Origin of the sequence: Streptomyces sp. E2N166, assembly GCF_003671715.1 — a bacterium.
Lineage (GTDB): Bacteria > Actinomycetota > Actinomycetes > Streptomycetales > Streptomycetaceae > Streptomyces > Streptomyces thinghirensis.
Map to the genome: position 1 here is coordinate 174,528 of NZ_RAIF01000031.1, position 16,192 is coordinate 190,719.

General features: G+C 71.4%; 21 protein-coding genes. 11 read left to right on the forward strand and 10 right to left on the reverse strand.

The window, feature by feature from the left end; all coding sequences use genetic code 11:
* The coding region (locus EBH09_RS22775) for a D-alanyl-D-alanine carboxypeptidase (RefSeq protein WP_345940954.1) at positions 1 to 1,166 on the reverse strand (1,166 nt) is incomplete at its 3' end.
* A 91-nt stretch (positions 1,167 to 1,257) separates the two neighbouring features.
* Between EBH09_RS22775 and EBH09_RS22780 the strand changes: the two genes are divergently transcribed.
* Together EBH09_RS22780 and EBH09_RS22785 are read left to right on the forward strand one after the other, a co-directional pair.
* Positions 1,258 to 1,497, forward strand: coding sequence for a hypothetical protein (locus EBH09_RS22780; RefSeq protein WP_053135976.1), 240 nt, complete (start codon positions 1,258 to 1,260; stop codon positions 1,495 to 1,497).
* 18 nt (positions 1,498 to 1,515) lie between these two features.
* Positions 1,516 to 2,877: a metallophosphoesterase gene (locus EBH09_RS22785; protein WP_121748802.1), complete on the forward strand. Its 1,362-nt coding sequence runs from the start codon at positions 1,516 to 1,518 to the stop codon at positions 2,875 to 2,877.
* Here the strand turns inward: EBH09_RS22785 and EBH09_RS22790 are convergent.
* The 4 genes from EBH09_RS22790 to EBH09_RS22805 form a co-directional block, all read right to left on the reverse strand.
* Positions 2,874 to 3,671, reverse strand: a complete 798-nt coding sequence (locus EBH09_RS22790) for a TetR family transcriptional regulator (RefSeq protein ID WP_121748803.1) — start codon at positions 3,669 to 3,671, stop codon at positions 2,874 to 2,876. The genes EBH09_RS22785 and EBH09_RS22790 overlap by 4 nt on opposite strands.
* A gap of 11 nt (positions 3,672 to 3,682) precedes the next feature.
* Positions 3,683 to 4,168, reverse strand: coding sequence for a DCC1-like thiol-disulfide oxidoreductase family protein (locus EBH09_RS22795; protein ID WP_121748804.1), 486 nt, complete (start codon positions 4,166 to 4,168; stop codon positions 3,683 to 3,685).
* A gap of 4 nt (positions 4,169 to 4,172) precedes the next feature.
* Positions 4,173 to 4,580 carry a hypothetical protein gene (locus EBH09_RS22800; RefSeq protein ID WP_121748805.1) on the reverse strand — a complete coding sequence of 136 codons (408 nt, stop codon included), beginning with the start codon at positions 4,578 to 4,580 and terminating at the stop codon, positions 4,173 to 4,175.
* 102 nt (positions 4,581 to 4,682) lie between these two features.
* Positions 4,683 to 5,093 (reverse strand): VOC family protein, encoded by a 411-nt coding sequence (locus EBH09_RS22805; RefSeq protein ID WP_121748806.1) that lies wholly within the window; start codon positions 5,091 to 5,093, stop codon positions 4,683 to 4,685.
* A gap of 168 nt (positions 5,094 to 5,261) precedes the next feature.
* On the opposite strand from EBH09_RS22805, the gene EBH09_RS22810 reads away from it, so the two are divergent.
* The 3 genes from EBH09_RS22810 (at position 5,262) to EBH09_RS22820 (ending at position 6,632) form a co-directional block, all read left to right on the forward strand.
* A complete protein-coding gene (locus tag EBH09_RS22810; RefSeq protein WP_121748807.1) occupies positions 5,262 to 5,723 on the forward strand; it encodes a TM2 domain-containing protein in 462 nt (153 codons plus the stop codon).
* Positions 5,716 to 6,135, forward strand: coding sequence for a DUF2752 domain-containing protein (locus EBH09_RS22815; RefSeq protein WP_193776477.1), 420 nt, complete (start codon positions 5,716 to 5,718; stop codon positions 6,133 to 6,135). The genes EBH09_RS22810 and EBH09_RS22815 overlap by 8 nt, the downstream gene beginning before the upstream one ends.
* A 230-nt stretch (positions 6,136 to 6,365) precedes the next feature.
* Complete coding sequence (locus EBH09_RS22820; RefSeq protein ID WP_121748808.1) at positions 6,366 to 6,632, forward strand: TM2 domain-containing protein; 267 nt, start codon at positions 6,366 to 6,368, stop codon at positions 6,630 to 6,632.
* An 88-nt stretch (positions 6,633 to 6,720) separates the two neighbouring features.
* On the opposite strand, the gene EBH09_RS22825 is transcribed toward EBH09_RS22820, so the two are convergent.
* The 5 genes from EBH09_RS22825 to EBH09_RS22845 all read right to left on the reverse strand — a co-directional run bounded on the left by EBH09_RS22825 (position 6,721) and on the right by EBH09_RS22845 (position 10,902).
* Complete coding sequence (locus EBH09_RS22825) at positions 6,721 to 7,494, reverse strand: succinate dehydrogenase iron-sulfur subunit (RefSeq protein WP_121748809.1); 774 nt, start codon at positions 7,492 to 7,494, stop codon at positions 6,721 to 6,723.
* Positions 7,494 to 9,248 carry a succinate dehydrogenase flavoprotein subunit gene (gene sdhA / locus EBH09_RS22830; protein WP_121748810.1) on the reverse strand — a complete coding sequence of 585 codons (1,755 nt, stop codon included), beginning with the start codon at positions 9,246 to 9,248 and terminating at the stop codon, positions 7,494 to 7,496. The genes EBH09_RS22825 and sdhA overlap by 1 nt, the downstream gene beginning before the upstream one ends.
* Before the next feature lie 19 nt (positions 9,249 to 9,267).
* Entirely contained in the window at positions 9,268 to 9,756 is a 489-nt protein-coding gene (locus EBH09_RS22835) for a succinate dehydrogenase hydrophobic membrane anchor subunit (protein ID WP_121748811.1), read from the reverse strand.
* Between the two features lie 5 nt (positions 9,757 to 9,761).
* A complete protein-coding gene (gene sdhC / locus EBH09_RS22840) occupies positions 9,762 to 10,142 on the reverse strand; it encodes a succinate dehydrogenase, cytochrome b556 subunit (protein WP_121748812.1) in 381 nt (126 codons plus the stop codon).
* A gap of 181 nt (positions 10,143 to 10,323) precedes the next feature.
* Positions 10,324 to 10,902: a 2-oxo-4-hydroxy-4-carboxy-5-ureidoimidazoline decarboxylase gene (locus EBH09_RS22845; protein ID WP_345940955.1), complete on the reverse strand. Its 579-nt coding sequence runs from the start codon at positions 10,900 to 10,902 to the stop codon at positions 10,324 to 10,326.
* Positions 10,903 to 11,132: 230 nt separating this feature from the next.
* On the opposite strand from EBH09_RS22845, the gene EBH09_RS22850 reads away from it, so the two are divergent.
* The 6 genes from EBH09_RS22850 to EBH09_RS22875 all read left to right on the forward strand — a co-directional run bounded on the left by EBH09_RS22850 (position 11,133) and on the right by EBH09_RS22875 (position 16,026).
* The gene (locus tag EBH09_RS22850; RefSeq protein ID WP_238697415.1) at positions 11,133 to 12,749 is read left to right on the forward strand and encodes a glycoside hydrolase family 20 protein; all 1,617 of its coding nucleotides are present in this window, start codon (positions 11,133 to 11,135) and stop codon (positions 12,747 to 12,749) included.
* 111 nt (positions 12,750 to 12,860) lie between these two features.
* Complete coding sequence (locus EBH09_RS22855; RefSeq protein ID WP_121748815.1) at positions 12,861 to 13,454, forward strand: hypothetical protein; 594 nt, start codon at positions 12,861 to 12,863, stop codon at positions 13,452 to 13,454.
* Positions 13,455 to 13,541: 87 nt separating this feature from the next.
* Positions 13,542 to 14,144: a hypothetical protein gene (locus EBH09_RS22860; protein WP_121748816.1), complete on the forward strand. Its 603-nt coding sequence runs from the start codon at positions 13,542 to 13,544 to the stop codon at positions 14,142 to 14,144.
* A gap of 177 nt (positions 14,145 to 14,321) precedes the next feature.
* Positions 14,322 to 14,708, forward strand: coding sequence for a hypothetical protein (locus tag EBH09_RS22865; protein ID WP_193776550.1), 387 nt, complete (start codon positions 14,322 to 14,324; stop codon positions 14,706 to 14,708).
* Positions 14,709 to 14,897: 189 nt separating this feature from the next.
* The gene (locus tag EBH09_RS22870; RefSeq protein ID WP_121749501.1) at positions 14,898 to 15,299 is read left to right on the forward strand and encodes a hypothetical protein; all 402 of its coding nucleotides are present in this window, start codon (positions 14,898 to 14,900) and stop codon (positions 15,297 to 15,299) included.
* A 109-nt stretch (positions 15,300 to 15,408) separates the two neighbouring features.
* Positions 15,409 to 16,026, forward strand: coding sequence for an RNA polymerase sigma factor (locus tag EBH09_RS22875; RefSeq protein ID WP_121748818.1), 618 nt, complete (start codon positions 15,409 to 15,411; stop codon positions 16,024 to 16,026).
* Positions 16,027 to 16,192 lie beyond the last annotated feature (166 nt).

Consider the following 16,192-nt stretch of genomic DNA (forward strand, 5'->3'; position numbering starts at 1 on the left):
CCGTTCGCGGCCGGGGCGCCCGCCACCGGCTGTGTGCCCGCCGCGCCCTTCCCGGTGCCGCCGGCCTCCCCGGAGGTGCTCGAACCCGGCCGCGGGCTCTCCTGGACGGCGCTCTTCGGCGGCACCAGCTCGCCCACCGGCTCCACCTTGCCGGCCGCCTTGAAGCCCCAGTCGAACAGGCGGGAGGTCTCCTTGTAGACCTCGTTGTGCTCGTCCTTCGCCGGGTTCATGACCGTGACGAGCAGCACCTTGCCGCCCTGCTCGGCGACGCCCGTGAAGGTGTAGCCGGCGTTGGAGGTGTAGCCGTTCTTCACGCCCGCGATGCCCGGGTAGACGCCGACGTCCGAGTCGCCGGCGAGCAGCCGGTTGGTGTTCTGGATCTCGAAGGGCTTGCGGGACGTCTTGCCCTTCTTGTCCTTCTTCGTCTCGCCCGGGAACTTCGCTCTGACCGTCGAGGCGTACTCGCGGAAGTCCTTCTTCTGCAGCCCCGAGCGGGCGAACAGCGTCAGGTCGTACGCCGAGGAGACCTGCTTCGGCGCGTCGTAGCCGTCGGGGCTGACGACGGTCGTGTCGAGGGCCTGGAGTTCCTCGGCGTGCTCGTTCATGTCCTCGACGGTCTTGTCGACACCGCCGTTCATCGCCGACAGCACGTGCACGGCGTCGTTGCCGGAGCGCAGGAAGACACCGAGCCACAGGTCGTGGACGGTGTACGTCTCGTCCTCCTTGATGCCGACCATGCTGGAGCCGGCGCCCATGCCCGCGAGGTCGGAGGGGACGACCTTGTGCTTGGCCGTCTTCGGCCACTTCGGCAGCAGTGTGTCGGCGAACAGCATCTTCAGCGTGCTCGCCGGCGCCAGTCGCCAGTGCGCGTTGTGCGCGGCGAGCACGTCGCCGGACTCGGCGTCGGCCACGATCCACGAACGGGCGGTGAGGTCCTTCGGCAGCACGGGTGCCCCACCCGCCAGATCCACCTGCGTCCCGGACTTCCCGAGCCGCGCGCCGCCCACGGTCGACATCGACGCGGGCGGAGTGGCCGACGGGCTCGCCGAGGAACTCGCCGACGGGCTCGGGGCGGCGAGCGCGGCGGGCGGGAGGAGGGCGAGGGCGGTCAGGGCGGCGGAGGTGACCGTCAGGGCTCGCCTGGCGGCCTTCTTGGGTGCGGGCACGAGCGAGAACGTACCTCCCGGGAGCGACGCCTTCCCACCCCCCTGCCGACCCCGCGCACGGATCCGGACACCGTGCGGCGATACTGAAACCATGAAGCTCAGCCGCCCCGTCTCCTGGTTCCTGCTCGCTTTCGGGGTGTGGAGCTGGATCATCTGGATCACTTTCGTCAAAAACCTGGTCAAGGACGGCAGCGGGCTCGCTTTCGAGGACGGCGACCCCACGGCGTACTTCTGGGTGCACCTGCTGCTCGCCGTCGTGTCCTTCGTATTGGGGACGGTCGTCGGGGTCATCGGGTTGCGTGGACTGCGCGCACTGCGCCGAACGTCATAACTGAGGGGATACGACGGCATGGTGGTCGTCTTCGCGCTTGTCGCGCTGGCAGTGGTGAGCGTCCTCGTGACGTCGAACTGGTACGTGTGGCGGCGCCTGTTCCGTGACACGACCCGGGGCCCCGGCCCCGTGCGCCGTATCGGCGCGGTGGTGGTCGCCGGGGGCTGGGCGCTGGCCGTCGGCGCACTGGTCTCCGAGCGCGCGGGCGCCCCCTTCTGGCTCCAGCAGGTCCTGGCCTGGCCCGGCTTCCTCTGGCTGGCGCTGTCGATCTACCTGCTGCTGGCGGTGCTGGCCTCCGAGGTCGTACGGCCGCTGCTGCTGCGGTTCCTGGAGCGGCGGGCGGCCGCGCGGCAGGCGGAGTCGGAGCCCGAACCGGAGCCGCTGCGATCCCCGGCCGCGGACACGAAGCGCATACCGGCGGGAGCGGCACCGCCCAGGACGGCGGAGACGGCCGGGCCCTCCGGGGCACCCGAGCCCTCCAAGGCACCCGAGCCCCCCGAGGAGCCGCCGTCCGGAGCCACGGCGGGCGGGCCGCCCGACAGCCCTCTCGCCCTCCCCTCCCGCCGCATCTTCGTCTCCCGCGTCCTCGGCGGTGCCGCCGCCGCGGCGGCCGTAGGGACGGTCGGCTACGGCACGTACGGCGTGCTGAACGGCCCGAGCGTGAAGCGGGTCACCGTGCCGCTCGCCAAGCTCCCCCGCGCGGCGCACGGTTTCCGCATCGCCGTGGTCAGCGACGTCCACCTCGGCCCGGTGCTCGGCCGGGGCTTCGCGCAGAAGGTCGTCGACACGATCAACTCCACGCAGCCCGACCTCATCGCCGTCGTCGGCGACCTGGTGGACGGCAGCGTGAAGGACCTCGGCCCGGCGGCGGCCCCGCTGGCCCGGCTCAGGGCGCGGCACGGCGCGTACTTCGTCACCGGCAACCACGAGTACTTCTCCGGCGCCGAGCAGTGGGTCGCCGAGGTACGGCGGCTCGGCCTGCTCCCGCTGGAGAACGCCCGCACCGAGCTGCCCCACTTCGACCTCGCCGGCGTCAACGACGTGGCGGGCGAGGACGAGGGCCAGGGCCCCGACTACGCCAAGGCACTCGGCGACCGGGACCGCGCCCGCGCCTGCGTGCTCCTCGCCCACCAGCCGGTGCAGATCCACGACGCCGTCGACCACGGCGTCGACCTCCAGCTCTCCGGCCACACCCACGGCGGCCAGCTCTGGCCCGGCAACCTCATCGCGGGTGCCGCCAACCCGACGCTGGCGGGCCTGGAGCGCTACGGCGACACCCAGCTCTACGTCAGCCGCGGCGCGGGCGCCTGGGGCCCGCCCACGCGCGTGGGGGCGGAGTCGGACATCACGGTGATCGAACTGGCCTCACTGCGGGCCTAGGGCCTGTCCGGGGGCGTCCTCGGGGTGTCCCCAGAGGTGTCCCCGGGGGCGTCCCCAGAGGGCGCCGTCTTCTTCGCCGGGTCCGGGAGTGCCCTGGTCATCCCGGGCAGGAAGTCCCTGAACAGCTCGTGCACCTCGCGCACCAGCGGGCGCAGCACCCGGAAGCGGGCCAGGACGACGCCCCGTGCGGTGAGCCGGGCGCCGCGTTCGGCGAGGCGGTAGCTCCGCTCGCGGCCCTCCGTGCGGTCGAAGATCCAGTACAGGACGAGGCCCATCTGGGAGAGCCACATCAACTCGGGCAGGATGTCCCGCAGCTCCGCGGGCACCTTGGTCTTCGTGCCGGCCAGCACCGAGCGGTGGACGCTGATGGCCTCCACGCGCGCGTGCTCCGACTCCGGGGAGAAGGGGCTGAGGGGGCTGTCCGGGTCGGCCGCGTTCTTGAAGAACTGCACCGCGAACTCGTGGTACGGGGCCGCGATGTCCAGCCAGACCTTGAGCACGCCCGCCAGCCGTGCCTCCAGGTCGGTCTCCCGGGCCAGGACCTCCCGGACCGCCGCCTGGTGCTCGGCGGCGATCCGGTCGTAGAAGCCCTGGATCAGGTGCTCCTTGCCGGCGAAGTAGTAGTACGCGTTGCCGACGGAGACCCCGGCCTCCTGGGCGATGGCCCGCATGGTCGTCCGGTCGTAACCGCGTTCCTGGAAGAGCCGCATGGCCGTCTCCAGGATCAGCGCGCGGGTCTGCTCGGACTTGCTGAGGGGGGCTCCGTCGTCGGGGCCGTCGTTCTTCGCAGGCACAGGACGAGAGCCTAACGAGTGGCGCAGGTGCCGTCGTCGCAGCCGGGCCCGATGTAGATCCACCCGCGGCCCGGTTCGTAGGCCCACCCGTCGGCCCGGCGGTACCCATTGCCGCCCCATCGCCGCTGCCCGCCCCGCCACTTGGCGGCGGCCAGGACGGCTCCCCGGGCCAGCCACGCCCCGGTGGGCGTGCTGAGCCGGTGGGCGAGCGCGCGGTGCTCGCGCAGCGCCCACAGGACGACGATCCAGGCGGCGGCGCCCCGGAAGACCTGCCCGGCGTCCCCGACGGCGGTGACCTCGTCAAGGGTGACGGAGTGATCGAGGCCGGGAAACCGCCGGCGCGCCTCGTCCGACGCGGCCGGGACCAACTCCAGCGGCACCAGCCGCGGCTGCCGCAGCAGCCAGTCCCGTACGTGGGTGCACAGGGAACACTCGGCGTCGTAGAGGACGGTGAGCCGGCGCACGGGGGCGCCGGCCGTCGTGGGAGCGGAGGCCATCGACCTAGGCCCCGGCCGTCGGTGCCACCCAGCCCTGCGGCGGGACCGGCGGTACCTGCTCGCGCTCCATCATCCCGCGCCGCCGGATCCTGTTGAGCACGTACACGTTGCCCAGGTGCATCACGCCGAGCACCAGCAGCACCACGCCCAGCTTGGTCGACAGGGCCTCGAAGATCTCGCGGGTGTCGGCGATGGTCTCGTCACCGCTCAGATAGAGGGCGACGAAGCCGAGGTTGACGAGGTAGAAGCCCACCACCAGGAGGTGGTTCACGGCTTCCGCGAGCTTCTCGTTGCCGTGCAGCACGTCGGCGAGGAAGACCCGGCCGTTGCGGCTGAGCGTGCGGGCCACCCAGATGGTCAGGCCGATGCTGACCAGCAGGTAGATGACGTAGGCGATGACGGTGCGGTCCATGCCCCACCCCTTCTTGAACGCGTTCAAAACGCTGACGGGGATGACTCTAGACCTGCTTTTGAACGTGTTCAACTCGCGGAGGGAGTGGTCCGCGTCACCCGGCTACGGCCGGCGGCCCAGCTCCGGACGCTTGGAGTAGTCCGTGAGCCCGATGACGTTGCCCCACGGGTCGGCGAACTCGACGGTCCAGCCGGTGGCGACGGAGAAGGGCTCGTCCAGCGGCGCCACTCCGGCGTCGCGCAGCGCCCGGGCCGCCGTGCGGGCGTCCGCCACCTCCAGCCACACCCGCGCGGACGGCCACAGCGGAGGCCGCTGCCCGAACTCCTCCTCCGCCCGCAGGAGAATGCCCGGCGTCTCGCCCCCGGCCTTCAGCAGCGCGATGCCGGCCTCGTCGAGCCGGAAGGCGACCGGGAAGCCGGCCCGCTCGTAGAAGTCGACGGCCGCACCGAGGTCCCCGACGGGCAGCAGCACGTTGTCGAACCCGAGCAGTTCGTACGACTCATGATCTGACATGACGTCACATTAGGTGCGTGCGACGCGAAGTGGACGGAACCGGCGGGCGGGGCGGTGGCGGGGTCACTCGCCCGGGCGGACGGCCGTTCCGGGGCCCGACTTCACTTCGGTCGCCGAGTCCTACAGTATGACCGGCAGTTTCCCGTACCTTCCAGGAGTGACACCACCGTGAGCGAGCAGCCGCAGCAGCCGTCCCAGCCGCCCGGTTACGGCTACCCCAACCAGGGTTCCGGCGCGGCCGGCCAGGCCGGCCCCTACGGCTACCCGCAGGGTGGCTACCAGCAGCAGCCCGGCTACCAGCAGTCCCCCGGCGGCTATCAGGCGCCCGGATACCAGCAGGCGCCCGGATACCAGCAGGTTCCCGGTTACTACGCCGGTGACCCCGGCGCGCCCTATGGCTACGACCCCTACGGACGCCCGTACTCCGACAAGTCGAAGATCATCGCCGGTGTGCTCCAGCTCTTCCTCGGCGGCTTCGGCATCGGTCGCTTCTACACCGGTTCCGTCGGCATCGGCCTGGCCCAGCTGTTCACCTGCGGTGGGCTCGGCTTCTGGGCGCTGATCGACGGCATCATGTACCTCGTCAGCAACGACCGCACGGACGACCAGGGGCGGATCCTGCGTGGCTGACACGGCGCGTTCGGCGCCGTCCGAGGGGCGGCGCCTGCGTTGGCATCCCGCGGCGGCACCCCTCGCGGTGTTCGTCGCGGGCGCCGCGGGCGCCGGCTACCTGTGGTTCACCGACCCGCACGAGCCGGGCCACCTCCTGCCCCAGTGCCCGTTCCGGTACGTCACCGGGCTGCTGTGCCCGGCCTGCGGCGGCACGCGCATGGCGTACGACCTGATGCACGGTCACCTCACCGCCGCCTGGCTGGACAACCGCGTCTTGCTGCTCGCCGCGCCGTTCGCCTTGGCGTTGTGGGGCCGCTGGACGGCGGAGGGCCTGCGCGGCCGCTTCTACAAGCCCCGGATCGCCCCCTGGGCCCAGGCCCTGATCCTGCTGACGGCGGTGGCCTGGACGGTGGTCCGCAACCTCGTCTGAGGCGCCCCGGTGCCGGGACGGTGATCGAATGATCACGGAATGGGAACGTTCGGTCGAATCCACTCCCACAGGCCCCACCAGTCTCTTTATGCTCCCTACGCACAGGGGGGACGGCCACGCCGTTGCGTCGTGGGCCGCCGTGCACGGTCAGTGCGTGATCAGCGGCGTTCCTTCCTGGGCCCCCGGGCAATCCGTCCCGGCCCGTTTCACATCTCCCCAGGAGCACCACCGTGACCGTCCCCCCGAACCCCGCCGCTCCCTACGGCTTCGACCCGCAGGGCCGCCCGTACTCCGACAAGTCGAAGATCGTCGCCGGCATCCTCCAGCTCTTCCTGGGCACCCTGGGCATCGGCCGCTTCTACGTCGGTTCCGTCGGCGTCGGCGTCGCCCAGCTGCTCACCTGCGGTGGCCTCGGCTTCTGGGCGCTGATCGACGGCATCATATTCCTGGTCAGCAACGACCGCACCGACAAGGAGGGCCGCGTGCTGCGCGGCTGACGCCGCCTCACGGCCTCGCGGTAACGACCGAGGGCCCCGATCGCGTCGATGCGATCGGGGCCCTCGGTCGTACGCGCCGGCGCGCGGGTCAGAAGCGGCGCGTGATCAGCGCCCGCTTCACCTCCGCGATCGCCTTGGTGACCTCGATACCGCGCGGGCAGGCGTCCGTGCAGTTGAAGGTCGTGCGGCAGCGCCAGACGCCGTCGCGGTCGTTGAGGATCTCCAGCCGCTGCTCGCCGGCCTCGTCACGCGAGTCGAAGATGAAGCGGTGGGCGTTGACGATGGCCGCCGGGCCGAAGTACTGCCCGTCGTTCCAGAACACCGGGCACGAGGACGTGCAGGCGGCGCACAGGATGCACTTCGTCGTGTCGTCGAAGCGCTCGCGGTCCTCGGCCGTCTGGAGGCGCTCACGCGTCGGCTCGTTGGTGTCCTTCGTGATCAGGAAGGGCATCACGTCCCGGTACGCCTGGAAGAACGGCTCCATGTCGACGACCAGGTCCTTGAGGACCGTCAGGCCCTTGATGGCCTCGACCGTGATCGGCTTCTCGGGGTTGATGTCCTTGATCAGCGTCTTGCAGGCAAGGCGGTTCTTGCCGTTGATCCGCATGGCGTCGGAACCGCAGATGCCGTGCGCGCAGGAACGGCGGAAGGTGAGGCTTCCGTCGAGGTCCCACTTGATCTTGTGCAGCGCGTCGAGGACACGCTCCTTCGGGTCGATCTCCAGCTGGAAGTCTTCCCAGGTCGCCTCGGCCGAGACCTCCGGGTTGAACCGCCGGACGCGGAAGGTGACCGTGATGTACGGGGAGTCGGCGAAGCCGGGCTCGGGGGCCTTGTCGCTCTTCTCCATGACAGGGGTAGCCATCAGTACTTACGCTCCATCGGCTGGTAGCGGGTCTGGACGACCGGCTTGTAGTCGAGCCGGATGGACTCGGTGCCGTCGTCGCCCACCTCGCGGTACGCCATGGTGTGGCGCATGAAGTTGACGTCGTCGCGGTTGGGGAAGTCCTCGCGGTAGTGACCGCCGCGCGACTCCTTGCGGGCGAGCGCGGACACCGCCATGACCTCGGCCAGATCGAGCAGGTTGCCCAGCTCGACGGCCTCCAGCAGGTCGGTGTTGAAGCGCCGGCCCTTGTCCTGGATCGACACGTTCTTGTAGCGGGCGCGCAGCTCGGCGAGCTTCTCGACGGCCGTCTTGATCGTCTGCTCGGTGCGGAACACCATGACGTTGGCGTCCATGGTCTCCTGCAGCTCGCGGCGGAGCGTCGCCACCCGCTCGGTGCCGGTGGAGGAGCGCAGGCGCTCGATCTGCTCGACGACCAGGGACTCCGGGTTCTCCGGCAGCTCGACGAAGTTCGCCTTCTGCGCGTACTCCGCCGCCGCGATGCCGGCCCGCTTGCCGAAGACGTTGATGTCCAGCAGCGAGTTGGTGCCCAGGCGGTTGGCGCCGTGCACGGACACGCAGGCGACCTCGCCGGCCGCGTACAGGCCCGGGACGACGGTGGTGTTGTCCAGGAGGACCTCACCCTCGACGTTGGTCGGGATGCCGCCCATCGCGTAGTGGGCGGTGGGCTGGATCGGGATCGGGTCCGTGTAGGGCTCGATGCCGAGGTAGGTCCGCGCGAACTCCGTGATGTCGGGCAGCTTGGCGTCCAGCTGCTCCGGCGGGAGGTGGGTGAGGTCCAGGTAGACGTGGTCGCCCTCGGGACCGCAGCCCCGGCCCTCGCGGATCTCCGTGTAGATGGAGCGGGAGACGACGTCGCGGGAGGCGAGGTCCTTCATGACCGGCGCGTACTTCTCCATGAAGCGCTCGCCGTCCTTGTTGCGCAGGATGCCGCCCTCACCGCGGGCGCCCTCCGTCAGCAGGATGCCCATGCGCCAGATGCCGGTCGGGTGGAACTGGAAGAACTCCATGTCCTCCAGCGGCAGCCCGCGCCGGTACACGGCCGCCTGGCCGTCACCGGTCAGCGTGTGCGCGTTGGACGTCACCTTGAAGAACTTGCCGGTGCCGCCGGAGGCGTAGATCACGGACTTCGCCTGGAAGACGTGGATCTCGCCGGTCGCCAGCTCGTAGGCGACCACACCGGCCGACTTCTTGACGCCGTCGACCTCGGTGATCAGCTGGTCCAGGACGTAGAACTCGTTGAAGAACTCCACGCCCTCCTTGACGCAGTTCTGGTACAGCGTCTGGAGGATCATGTGACCGGTGCGGTCGGCCGCGTAGCAGGACCGGCGGACCGGCGCCTCGCCGTGGTTGCGGCTGTGACCGCCGAAGCGGCGCTGGTCGATCGTGCCGTTCGGCGTCCGGTTGAACGGCAGGCCCATCTTCTCCAGGTCGAGGACCGAGTCGATGGCCTCCTTCGCCAGGATCTCGGCGGCGTCCTGGTCGACCAGGTAGTCACCGCCCTTGACCGTGTCGAAGGTGTGCCACTCCCAGTTGTCCTCCTCCACGTTGGCCAGCGCGGCGGCCATGCCGCCCTGCGCCGCGCCGGTGTGGGAGCGGGTGGGGTAGAGCTTCGTCAGGACGGCGGTGCGGCTGCGCTTGGTCGACTCGATGGCCGCGCGCATGCCGGCGCCACCGGCGCCGACGATGACGGTGTCGTACTTGTGTACCTTCATGATTTTCGCAGCCCCGTGCCTAGCGGATGTTCGGGTCGAAGGTGAAGATCACCAGCGTGCCCAGCAGGATGGTGAACACCGTGGCGGTGTAGAGCAGGCCCTTGAGCCACAGGCGGGTGTTCGGGCGCTCCGCGTAGTCGTTGATGACCGTGCGCAGGCCGTTCGCGCCGTGCAGCATCGCCAGCCACAGCATCAGCAGGTCCCAGACCTGCCAGAACGGCGAGGCCCAGCGGCCGGCCACGAAGGCGAAGCCGATCTTGGAGACGCCGCCGTCCAGCACCAGCTGGATGAGCAGGTGGCCGATGACCAGGACGACCAGCACGACGCCGGACAGGCGCATGAAGAGCCACGCGGCCATCTCGAAGTTGCCGCGCGTGGACTTCGGGGACTTCTTGGTCCGCTTGCGGGGCGGCTCGATCAGCGGCGCCGGGTTGTCGACGGTGTAGGCGGAGGCGCCCGCGCCCTCGACGGGGCCGATGCCGGAGGCGGTGGTTTCAGTGGTGGACATCTGCGTCAGCTCCCGAACACTTCACGAGCGGCGTGGCCGAGGACGGGGTAGATCGCCCCGATCATCAGCACGACCCACAGGCCGACGACGGTCCAGAGCATCTGCTTCTGGTAGCGGGCGCCCTTGATCCAGAAGTCGACCGCGATGACGCGCAGGCCGTTGAGCGCGTGGAACAGGATGGCGGCGACGAGGCCGTACTCCAGCAGCGCGACGATCGGGGACTTGTACGTGGCCACGACGGTGTCGTAGGCCTCGGGGGACACACGGACGAGAGCGGTGTCCAGCACGTGGACGAACAGGAAGAAGAAGATGAGGACGCCGGTGACTCGGTGAGCCACCCAGGACCACATTCCTTCCCGGCCGCGGTACAGCGTTCCAGCCGGCACGGAAGTTTCCTCCGGGAGCGGGGATTGGGGCCGCGCCGGCTTTCCTTGTCGGTCGGGCCCGGCCGGGTACGGTCCACCGGCCCCCAGCATCGTAGCGACGGTTGCCTGCGGCGCTTACGGGGGGCCTGCTTGTGTGATCAAAGTTGCACTCAAAGGAGCAGTGGGGCGGGCGCGGGGCGGCCTAGGAGGTGGGGGTTTGGGCGGTTTGCCGGGTGCGGGTGGTCCGCGGCTGGTCGCGCCCGCGCGGCGGAGGCGCTGGTGTCCCAGCCCCGAGCCCCTGGAGGACGTCGGTCAACCTGTTCCTTGCCAGGCGCCGCAGTTCCTCCGCCGCGACCGCGCGTTCCTCGTCGGGATCGTTCGCCAATCGTGACCGGATGTCCGCGAGGGCGTGGTCCAGGGCCTCGTTCGCGGGGAGGCCGTTCAGGCAGATGACGAACGCGTGTCCGAAACGGCGCTCGTAGGCCGCGGTCGCCGCGCTCAGTGCCGTGTGGGCCGCTGCGTACGTGTCCTCGGGGAGGGGTGGCTGTGCCTCCGTCGCCAGGGCCTCCGTCAGGTCGTCCGGGGAGAGGTCGTACGCCGCCTCGTCCGCGGCGGCCAGCAGGGACGGCAGGTCGGGGTAGGGGCGGTGGGAGGCGAGGCGGTGGGCCCAGTGGTGGCTGTTCAGGCAGCTCAGGAGGGTGCGGATGACCTCGTCGGCGGAGGCGGCGTTGAAGCGCGCCAGAGCCGAGGCCGTCACCGGTGTGACACGGGTGGTTTGCACCGGTACCGGTATGGCCACTCGGGCGGGGAGGTCTGGGAGACGGTGCGCAGGCAGCGTGGGTCCTCGTGGGCGTCACGTGTGTGTCGGCAGGGGATTGTGCAAAAGATGTGGCGTCACGTTATCGAGTGACGGCATCGCGTGTCCGTCCAGTGCCCGAATTTCACCCGAACGGGAGAGTTTCAGAACATGTGGTGGACGCACGGTGGAGCTCACGGCCGTAGGTTGGCGCTGTGAGCCAGCACGGACGCCGGACGCCGGCGAACCAGGTGAGGCAGCGGGCCGTGATCGCCGGTGCGGTGGTCGCCGCGCTCGGCGTGGGAGCCGGCCTGTGGGCCACCGACGGTGAGGGTGACGGCGGGCCCGCGGGCTCGGCCGCGCGGTCCTCACCGGAGGCGGCCGCGCCCAGCCCCAGCCGCTCCTACGCGCTGTCGAAGGAGCCGCGCACCATACCCGCCGTACGCGAACACACCGCGGCCCGCGGCCCCGGCTGGCAGCCGGAGAAGGCGCACCGCGTCGTCGTCGCCGACGCCGGACTCGCCGACGAGGGGCGCCTGATAGCCGGCGAGCTGGGGCTGACGTACGCGGGGGAGAAGGGCGACGAGCGCGCCGGGGACGTGCTGTTGGACGTCAAGGAGGACAAGGGCGCGGGCTCCGAGTCGTACACCATGACCGTGCGCGACGGCCGGGTCACCGTCACCGGGCCGGCCGAGGCCGGCGTCTACTACGGAACCCGCACGCTGAAGCAGGCGGTGGACGGCGGCGGCACCGCGCCGGAGGGCGTGGTGAAGGACGAGCCGGCCAAACCGCGGCGCGGCTTCAGCCTCGACACCGCGCGCAAGCACTACGACGCCGACTGGATCAAGGACCGGATACGCGAGCTGGGTGACCTGAAGTTCAACGAGCTGGGCCTGCACTTCTCCGACGACCAGGCCTTCCGTATCGAGTCCGACTCGCACCCCGAGATCGTCTCCGACGACCACCTGACCAAGGCCGAGGTCAAGGAGATCATCGACCTCGCCGCTTCCCGGCACATCACCGTCGTCCCCGAGATCGACTCGCCCGGACACCTGGGCGCCGTGCTCGCCGCCCACCCCGACCTCCAGCTGCGCAACGCGCAGGGCACGCCCACACGCGGCGCGATCGACATCTCCAAGCCGGAGGCCGCCGAGATCGTCGACGATCTGCTGAACGAGTACGCCGACCTCTTCCCCGGGTCGCAGTTCCACCTGGGCGCCGACGAGTACCAGGCGCTCGTGGTGCCCGATCCCGAGGCGTCCTACCCGGATCTGGCCGCCGCCGCCCGCGAGGCCTACGGCTCCGGCGCCACCGTCGCCGACCTCACCACCGGCTGGCTCAACGGCCGCGCCAAGACGGTCATGGCGCACGACCGCACACCGCGCGCCTGGAACGACGGCTTCTTCAAGGACACCTCCGTCGAGCCCCTGAAGGACATCGAGGTCGCCTACTGGACCGGCAAGGAGATCGGCGCCCGCCAGCCGGCCGAGTACCTCGGTGAGGGCCGCGACGTCCTCAACTACAACGACGAGTTCCTCTACTACGTGCTCGGCGAGCCGCAGACCTTCGTCTACCCCACCGGCGAGCGCATCTACGAGCAGTGGACCCCGCGCGTCCTGCGCGGCACCACGGCGGTCGACGCGAAGTACGACGACCAGATACTCGGCGGCAGCTTCGCGGTCTGGGGCGACATCCCCAGCGCCCAGACGCAGGCGCAGGTCGCCGAGGGCATCCGGCTCCCGCTGGCGGCGACGGTCCAGAAGCTGTGGGACCCGGACAAGCCCGAGCTGTCCTGGGCCGAGTTCAGGTCGCTGGCGAACCGGCTCGACTGATTCCGCACGCCACCCCGGGCCTCGCGCGGATTGTCCGATACGGCTGCGAACTCCCGTACGGCTGTGGTGGTCTTTGGGCGAGCCGAACCGACACGCCGGGGGGACCGGGACATGGGCTACTGGGGGTATTTCGTCGTGGGCCGCGCCGAGCGGCCGCTCGCGGAGCTGGACGCGCTGCCGGGCGCCGCGGACATGACCCTGCGCCTGTCCGCGCCGGACGGCTGGCAGGTGTGGGAGTTCCCGGGCGGCGACGGGGACGTCGGGAACATGAACGACCTGGCCGGGCAGACCGGCGCGCCCGCGCTGTTCGGGTACGTCATGGACAGCGACTGCGTGGTCGTGGAGGCGGCGGCGCCCGAGAGCGGGGCGTGGACGACGTGCCTGGCGCGGTCCGCGATGGCCGGGTACCTCGGCGCGGAGAAGGAGGGGCTCACCCTGGAGGACTACTTCCTGGAGCCCCGTGACGCCGCCGAGCGTGCCGTGGCCTGGGCCGCGGAGGCCGGGCGCACCGCGAGCGCCGGGGAGTTGGCGGAGGTGCTGTCGGCCGACCCCGGCGCCGGTCGCGGGTCCGGTCCCGACGCCGGTCCTGATGCCCGCTCCGGTCCTGATGCCCGCTCCGGTCCCGACTCCCTCACCGAGGTCGGCCCGGTGGCCGAAAACCTCTTCTTCCGGTTCCTCGACCGGCTCGGTGTGGTGCCGCTGTGACACTCCCGGGCCGTCGCACGCAGTAAGGGGAAGTGCGGGCTCCGTGGTGGTGAGCGGGCCGAGGCGGTAGGAACAGGGAGGCACCGGATGAGCCTGGTGGAACTGATCGCGCGGGCCGACGCACGCGGACTCGCCGGGAGCGGACTGGCTTGTTTGGACCGCTGCGTTCCCCTGCTGGACGGCGACGACGAGGTCCTCAGACCCCTGTGGGCGGCCCTCGCCGACGGCGCCGGCGAAGGGCCCGGCTGGGTGCGGGGACTGGCGCGGGTGCGCGACAAGCTCGCCGGTCCCGACGCCGAGGGCGAGGACGAGGCCGTGCTCCTGGTCCGCCGGATGCTGGCCGCGGCGCCGGACGAGTGCTCCGGCGCCGCGATACGGGCGTGGGCCGACGCCTGCTCCGTCGCCTCGCTCCGCGTCCACCGGCTCCTCGACCCCGCGACGGACGCCGCCACCGGGGCAGCCGACGTCCGCGGGGAGGAGCGCGCCCAGGACCGCGCTCAGGACCGCGCTCAGGACCGCACAGAGGGGCTGTCGCCCCTCGTCGTCGCCGAACTGCGCCGCCAGGTCACCGTCCTCGAAGTACTCGCCGGCCACGGCCCGGCCGGGCTGCGCCGGGCGCTGGAGGTCTCCACGGAAGGGCGCCGGGTGCTGCGCGCTGTCGTGTCCCGCCGGGCCCGCGGACGGGGCTGACCGCAGGGCGGGTCACGGGACCGCCTGTGACCGTCGTGCGGGGAACGCGCGGCGGCCGTGCGGCGGACGTGGTGGAGGTGGGGCGGTCCTGCGCCGGTTGCGGAACGGCCGGGGTGCGCGTGTGACGAAACTCCGTCCGGCGGCGCTCTAGCGGTTGTGACGACTGTGACCAGCGGATTGACGACCCAGCAGGAAAACCGGCCGTCGGCCGCCGCGAAACCGGTGCGGTGGGCGGCGGACGCGGTGGCCACGATGCGCGAGGGCGCCCGGCTGCGCCTGGACTACTCGGCGCAGAGTCTGTGGCGCGTCGATCGCGTGATCGACGGCATCCGGAGTGAGGGAGCACCGTACGCCGCGGTGGAGAACGCGCTGCGCGGACTCGGCGCCTACGCCGGTGAGGTGATCGTGCGTCAGTCCGGCGGCGAATGGTGGACGACCGGCGGCGACCACTGGGTCCGCACGCCCGACGGCCGGCTGTGGGACCCGATCGACGAGGCCCGCCGCTGCTTCGCCGGCGACGGATCGCTCCGGCTGCTGTGCCGGGACGCGGCGACGGCCGGGTGACGGACCGGCCGGGCACCGTACAGAAACGGTTCTCCGGCCGCGAGCTGTGACACCCGGGGCGCCCGGTCCGCTGGATCAGCGGGGGAGCCGGGCCGTGGGTGCCGGCCTCCCGTCGCCGAGCGAAGGGATGGGGTGGTCCGGGTGGTGCAGCGGGGCGAGGTGGGCGGCGGCATACCGCGGGCCGGCGAGATGCGGGCCTGCGCGGCGGCGTTCGTCGGCCGGGTCGCGGTCGGCGGCCGGCTGCCCCTGGACTACTCACCGGCCAGCCTGCGCATCGTCGACTTCCTGGTCGACGGGTTGCGCAAGGGAGGTGCCGACCACGAGCGGGCGCGCGGCACGCTGCTGGGTCTGGGCGCCTACGTCGGTGAGGTGCTCGTGCGCCGGGCGGGCGCGGTGTGGCTGGACTTCGACCCGGACCAGCGGGCGTACTTCGGGCAGCCGGTCGGCGTAAGGATGCCGGACGGGCGCGTCTGGAACCCACTGGGCAGGGTGCACAACCGCCTGGCGGGCGGCGGCCCCGAAGAGTCGCTGCACACCTTCTACCTGACGCTGCACGGACGGGCCCGGCGCGTGCGGCCCGCCGTGCGGTGAGGGGCGTCCGGTCCGAGTCCTGTGACACTTCCGTGCGCACCGACGCTGATGACCGTGGGGGCGGGCTCGGCCGAGCGCGCGGAGAACTCGGTACGGACGAGGACGGTTCTTGGGCCAGCGAGGGGAAGCCCGCCGCGTACAGGCGTACGACGGGGAATTGGGCGCGGCCGTCGAGCGGGCCCAGGAAGGCGACGAGGCCGCCTTCGCGGTCGTCTACCGGCTGGTGCAGCCCGGCCTGCTGGGCTACCTGCGCGGACTCGTCGGGGACGACGCCGAGGACGTCGCGGCGGACGCGTGGCTGGAGATAGCCCGCGACCTGCGACGCTTCAAGGGTGACGGGGCCGGCTTCCGGGGCTGGACGGCCACGATCGCCCGGCACCGGGCACTGGACCACCTGCGCCGCCAGAAGGTACGGCCCAGACCGACGGCGCTGGAACAGGACGTCCTGGACCTGCCCGGCCCGCACTCCACGCACGACCAGGCCCTGGAGACGCTGTCCACAGAGGCGGCCCTGGCCCTGGTCTCGGGACTGCCGCGCGACCAGGCCGAGGCCGTGCTGCTGCGGGTCGTCGTCGGCCTCGACGGGCCCTGTGCCGCGCGTGTCCTCGGCAAGCGGCCGGGCGCGGTGCGCACGGCGACGTACCGGGGGCTGAAGCGGCTGGCACGGCAGCTGGGCGTCGACGGTGTGACGGAAGACGCGCCCGGGACGCTGGGGGATTCGACATGACGGGCACGGACGGCGGCGGCCCGGCGGACCGAGCGGGAACGGAGGCGGACATGGGTGCACGGCACGGTGAAGGCGCCGACAACGGCGACCGCACCGGTCCCCGGGCCGCCCGCCGCGACACCCCCGGGACGGAAGGGCTGCTCGCCGCGGCGTTGCGGGGGGAGTC

Bases quoted from the DNA above. Each gene is read 5' to 3' on its own strand.
- EBH09_RS22780 (WP_053135976.1), top strand. From the start codon at position 1,258: ATGAAGCTCAGCCGCCCCGTCTCCTGGTTCCTGCTCGCTTTCGGGGTG.
- EBH09_RS22785 (WP_121748802.1), top strand. From the start codon at position 1,516: ATGGTGGTCGTCTTCGCGCTTGTCGCGCTGGCAGTGGTGAGCGTCCTC.
- EBH09_RS22795 (WP_121748804.1), bottom strand. From the start codon at position 4,168: ATGGCCTCCGCTCCCACGACGGCCGGCGCCCCCGTGCGCCGGCTCACC.
- EBH09_RS22800 (WP_121748805.1), bottom strand. From the start codon at position 4,580: ATGGACCGCACCGTCATCGCCTACGTCATCTACCTGCTGGTCAGCATC.
- EBH09_RS22805 (WP_121748806.1), bottom strand. From the start codon at position 5,093: ATGTCAGATCATGAGTCGTACGAACTGCTCGGGTTCGACAACGTGCTG.
- EBH09_RS22825 (WP_121748809.1), bottom strand. From the start codon at position 7,494: ATGGCTACCCCTGTCATGGAGAAGAGCGACAAGGCCCCCGAGCCCGGC.
- sdhA (WP_121748810.1), bottom strand. From the start codon at position 9,248: ATGAAGGTACACAAGTACGACACCGTCATCGTCGGCGCCGGTGGCGCC.
- EBH09_RS22835 (WP_121748811.1), bottom strand. From the start codon at position 9,756: ATGTCCACCACTGAAACCACCGCCTCCGGCATCGGCCCCGTCGAGGGC.
- EBH09_RS22855 (WP_121748815.1), top strand. From the start codon at position 12,861: ATGGGCTACTGGGGGTATTTCGTCGTGGGCCGCGCCGAGCGGCCGCTC.
- EBH09_RS22860 (WP_121748816.1), top strand. From the start codon at position 13,542: ATGAGCCTGGTGGAACTGATCGCGCGGGCCGACGCACGCGGACTCGCC.
- EBH09_RS22870 (WP_121749501.1), top strand. From the start codon at position 14,898: ATGCGGGCCTGCGCGGCGGCGTTCGTCGGCCGGGTCGCGGTCGGCGGC.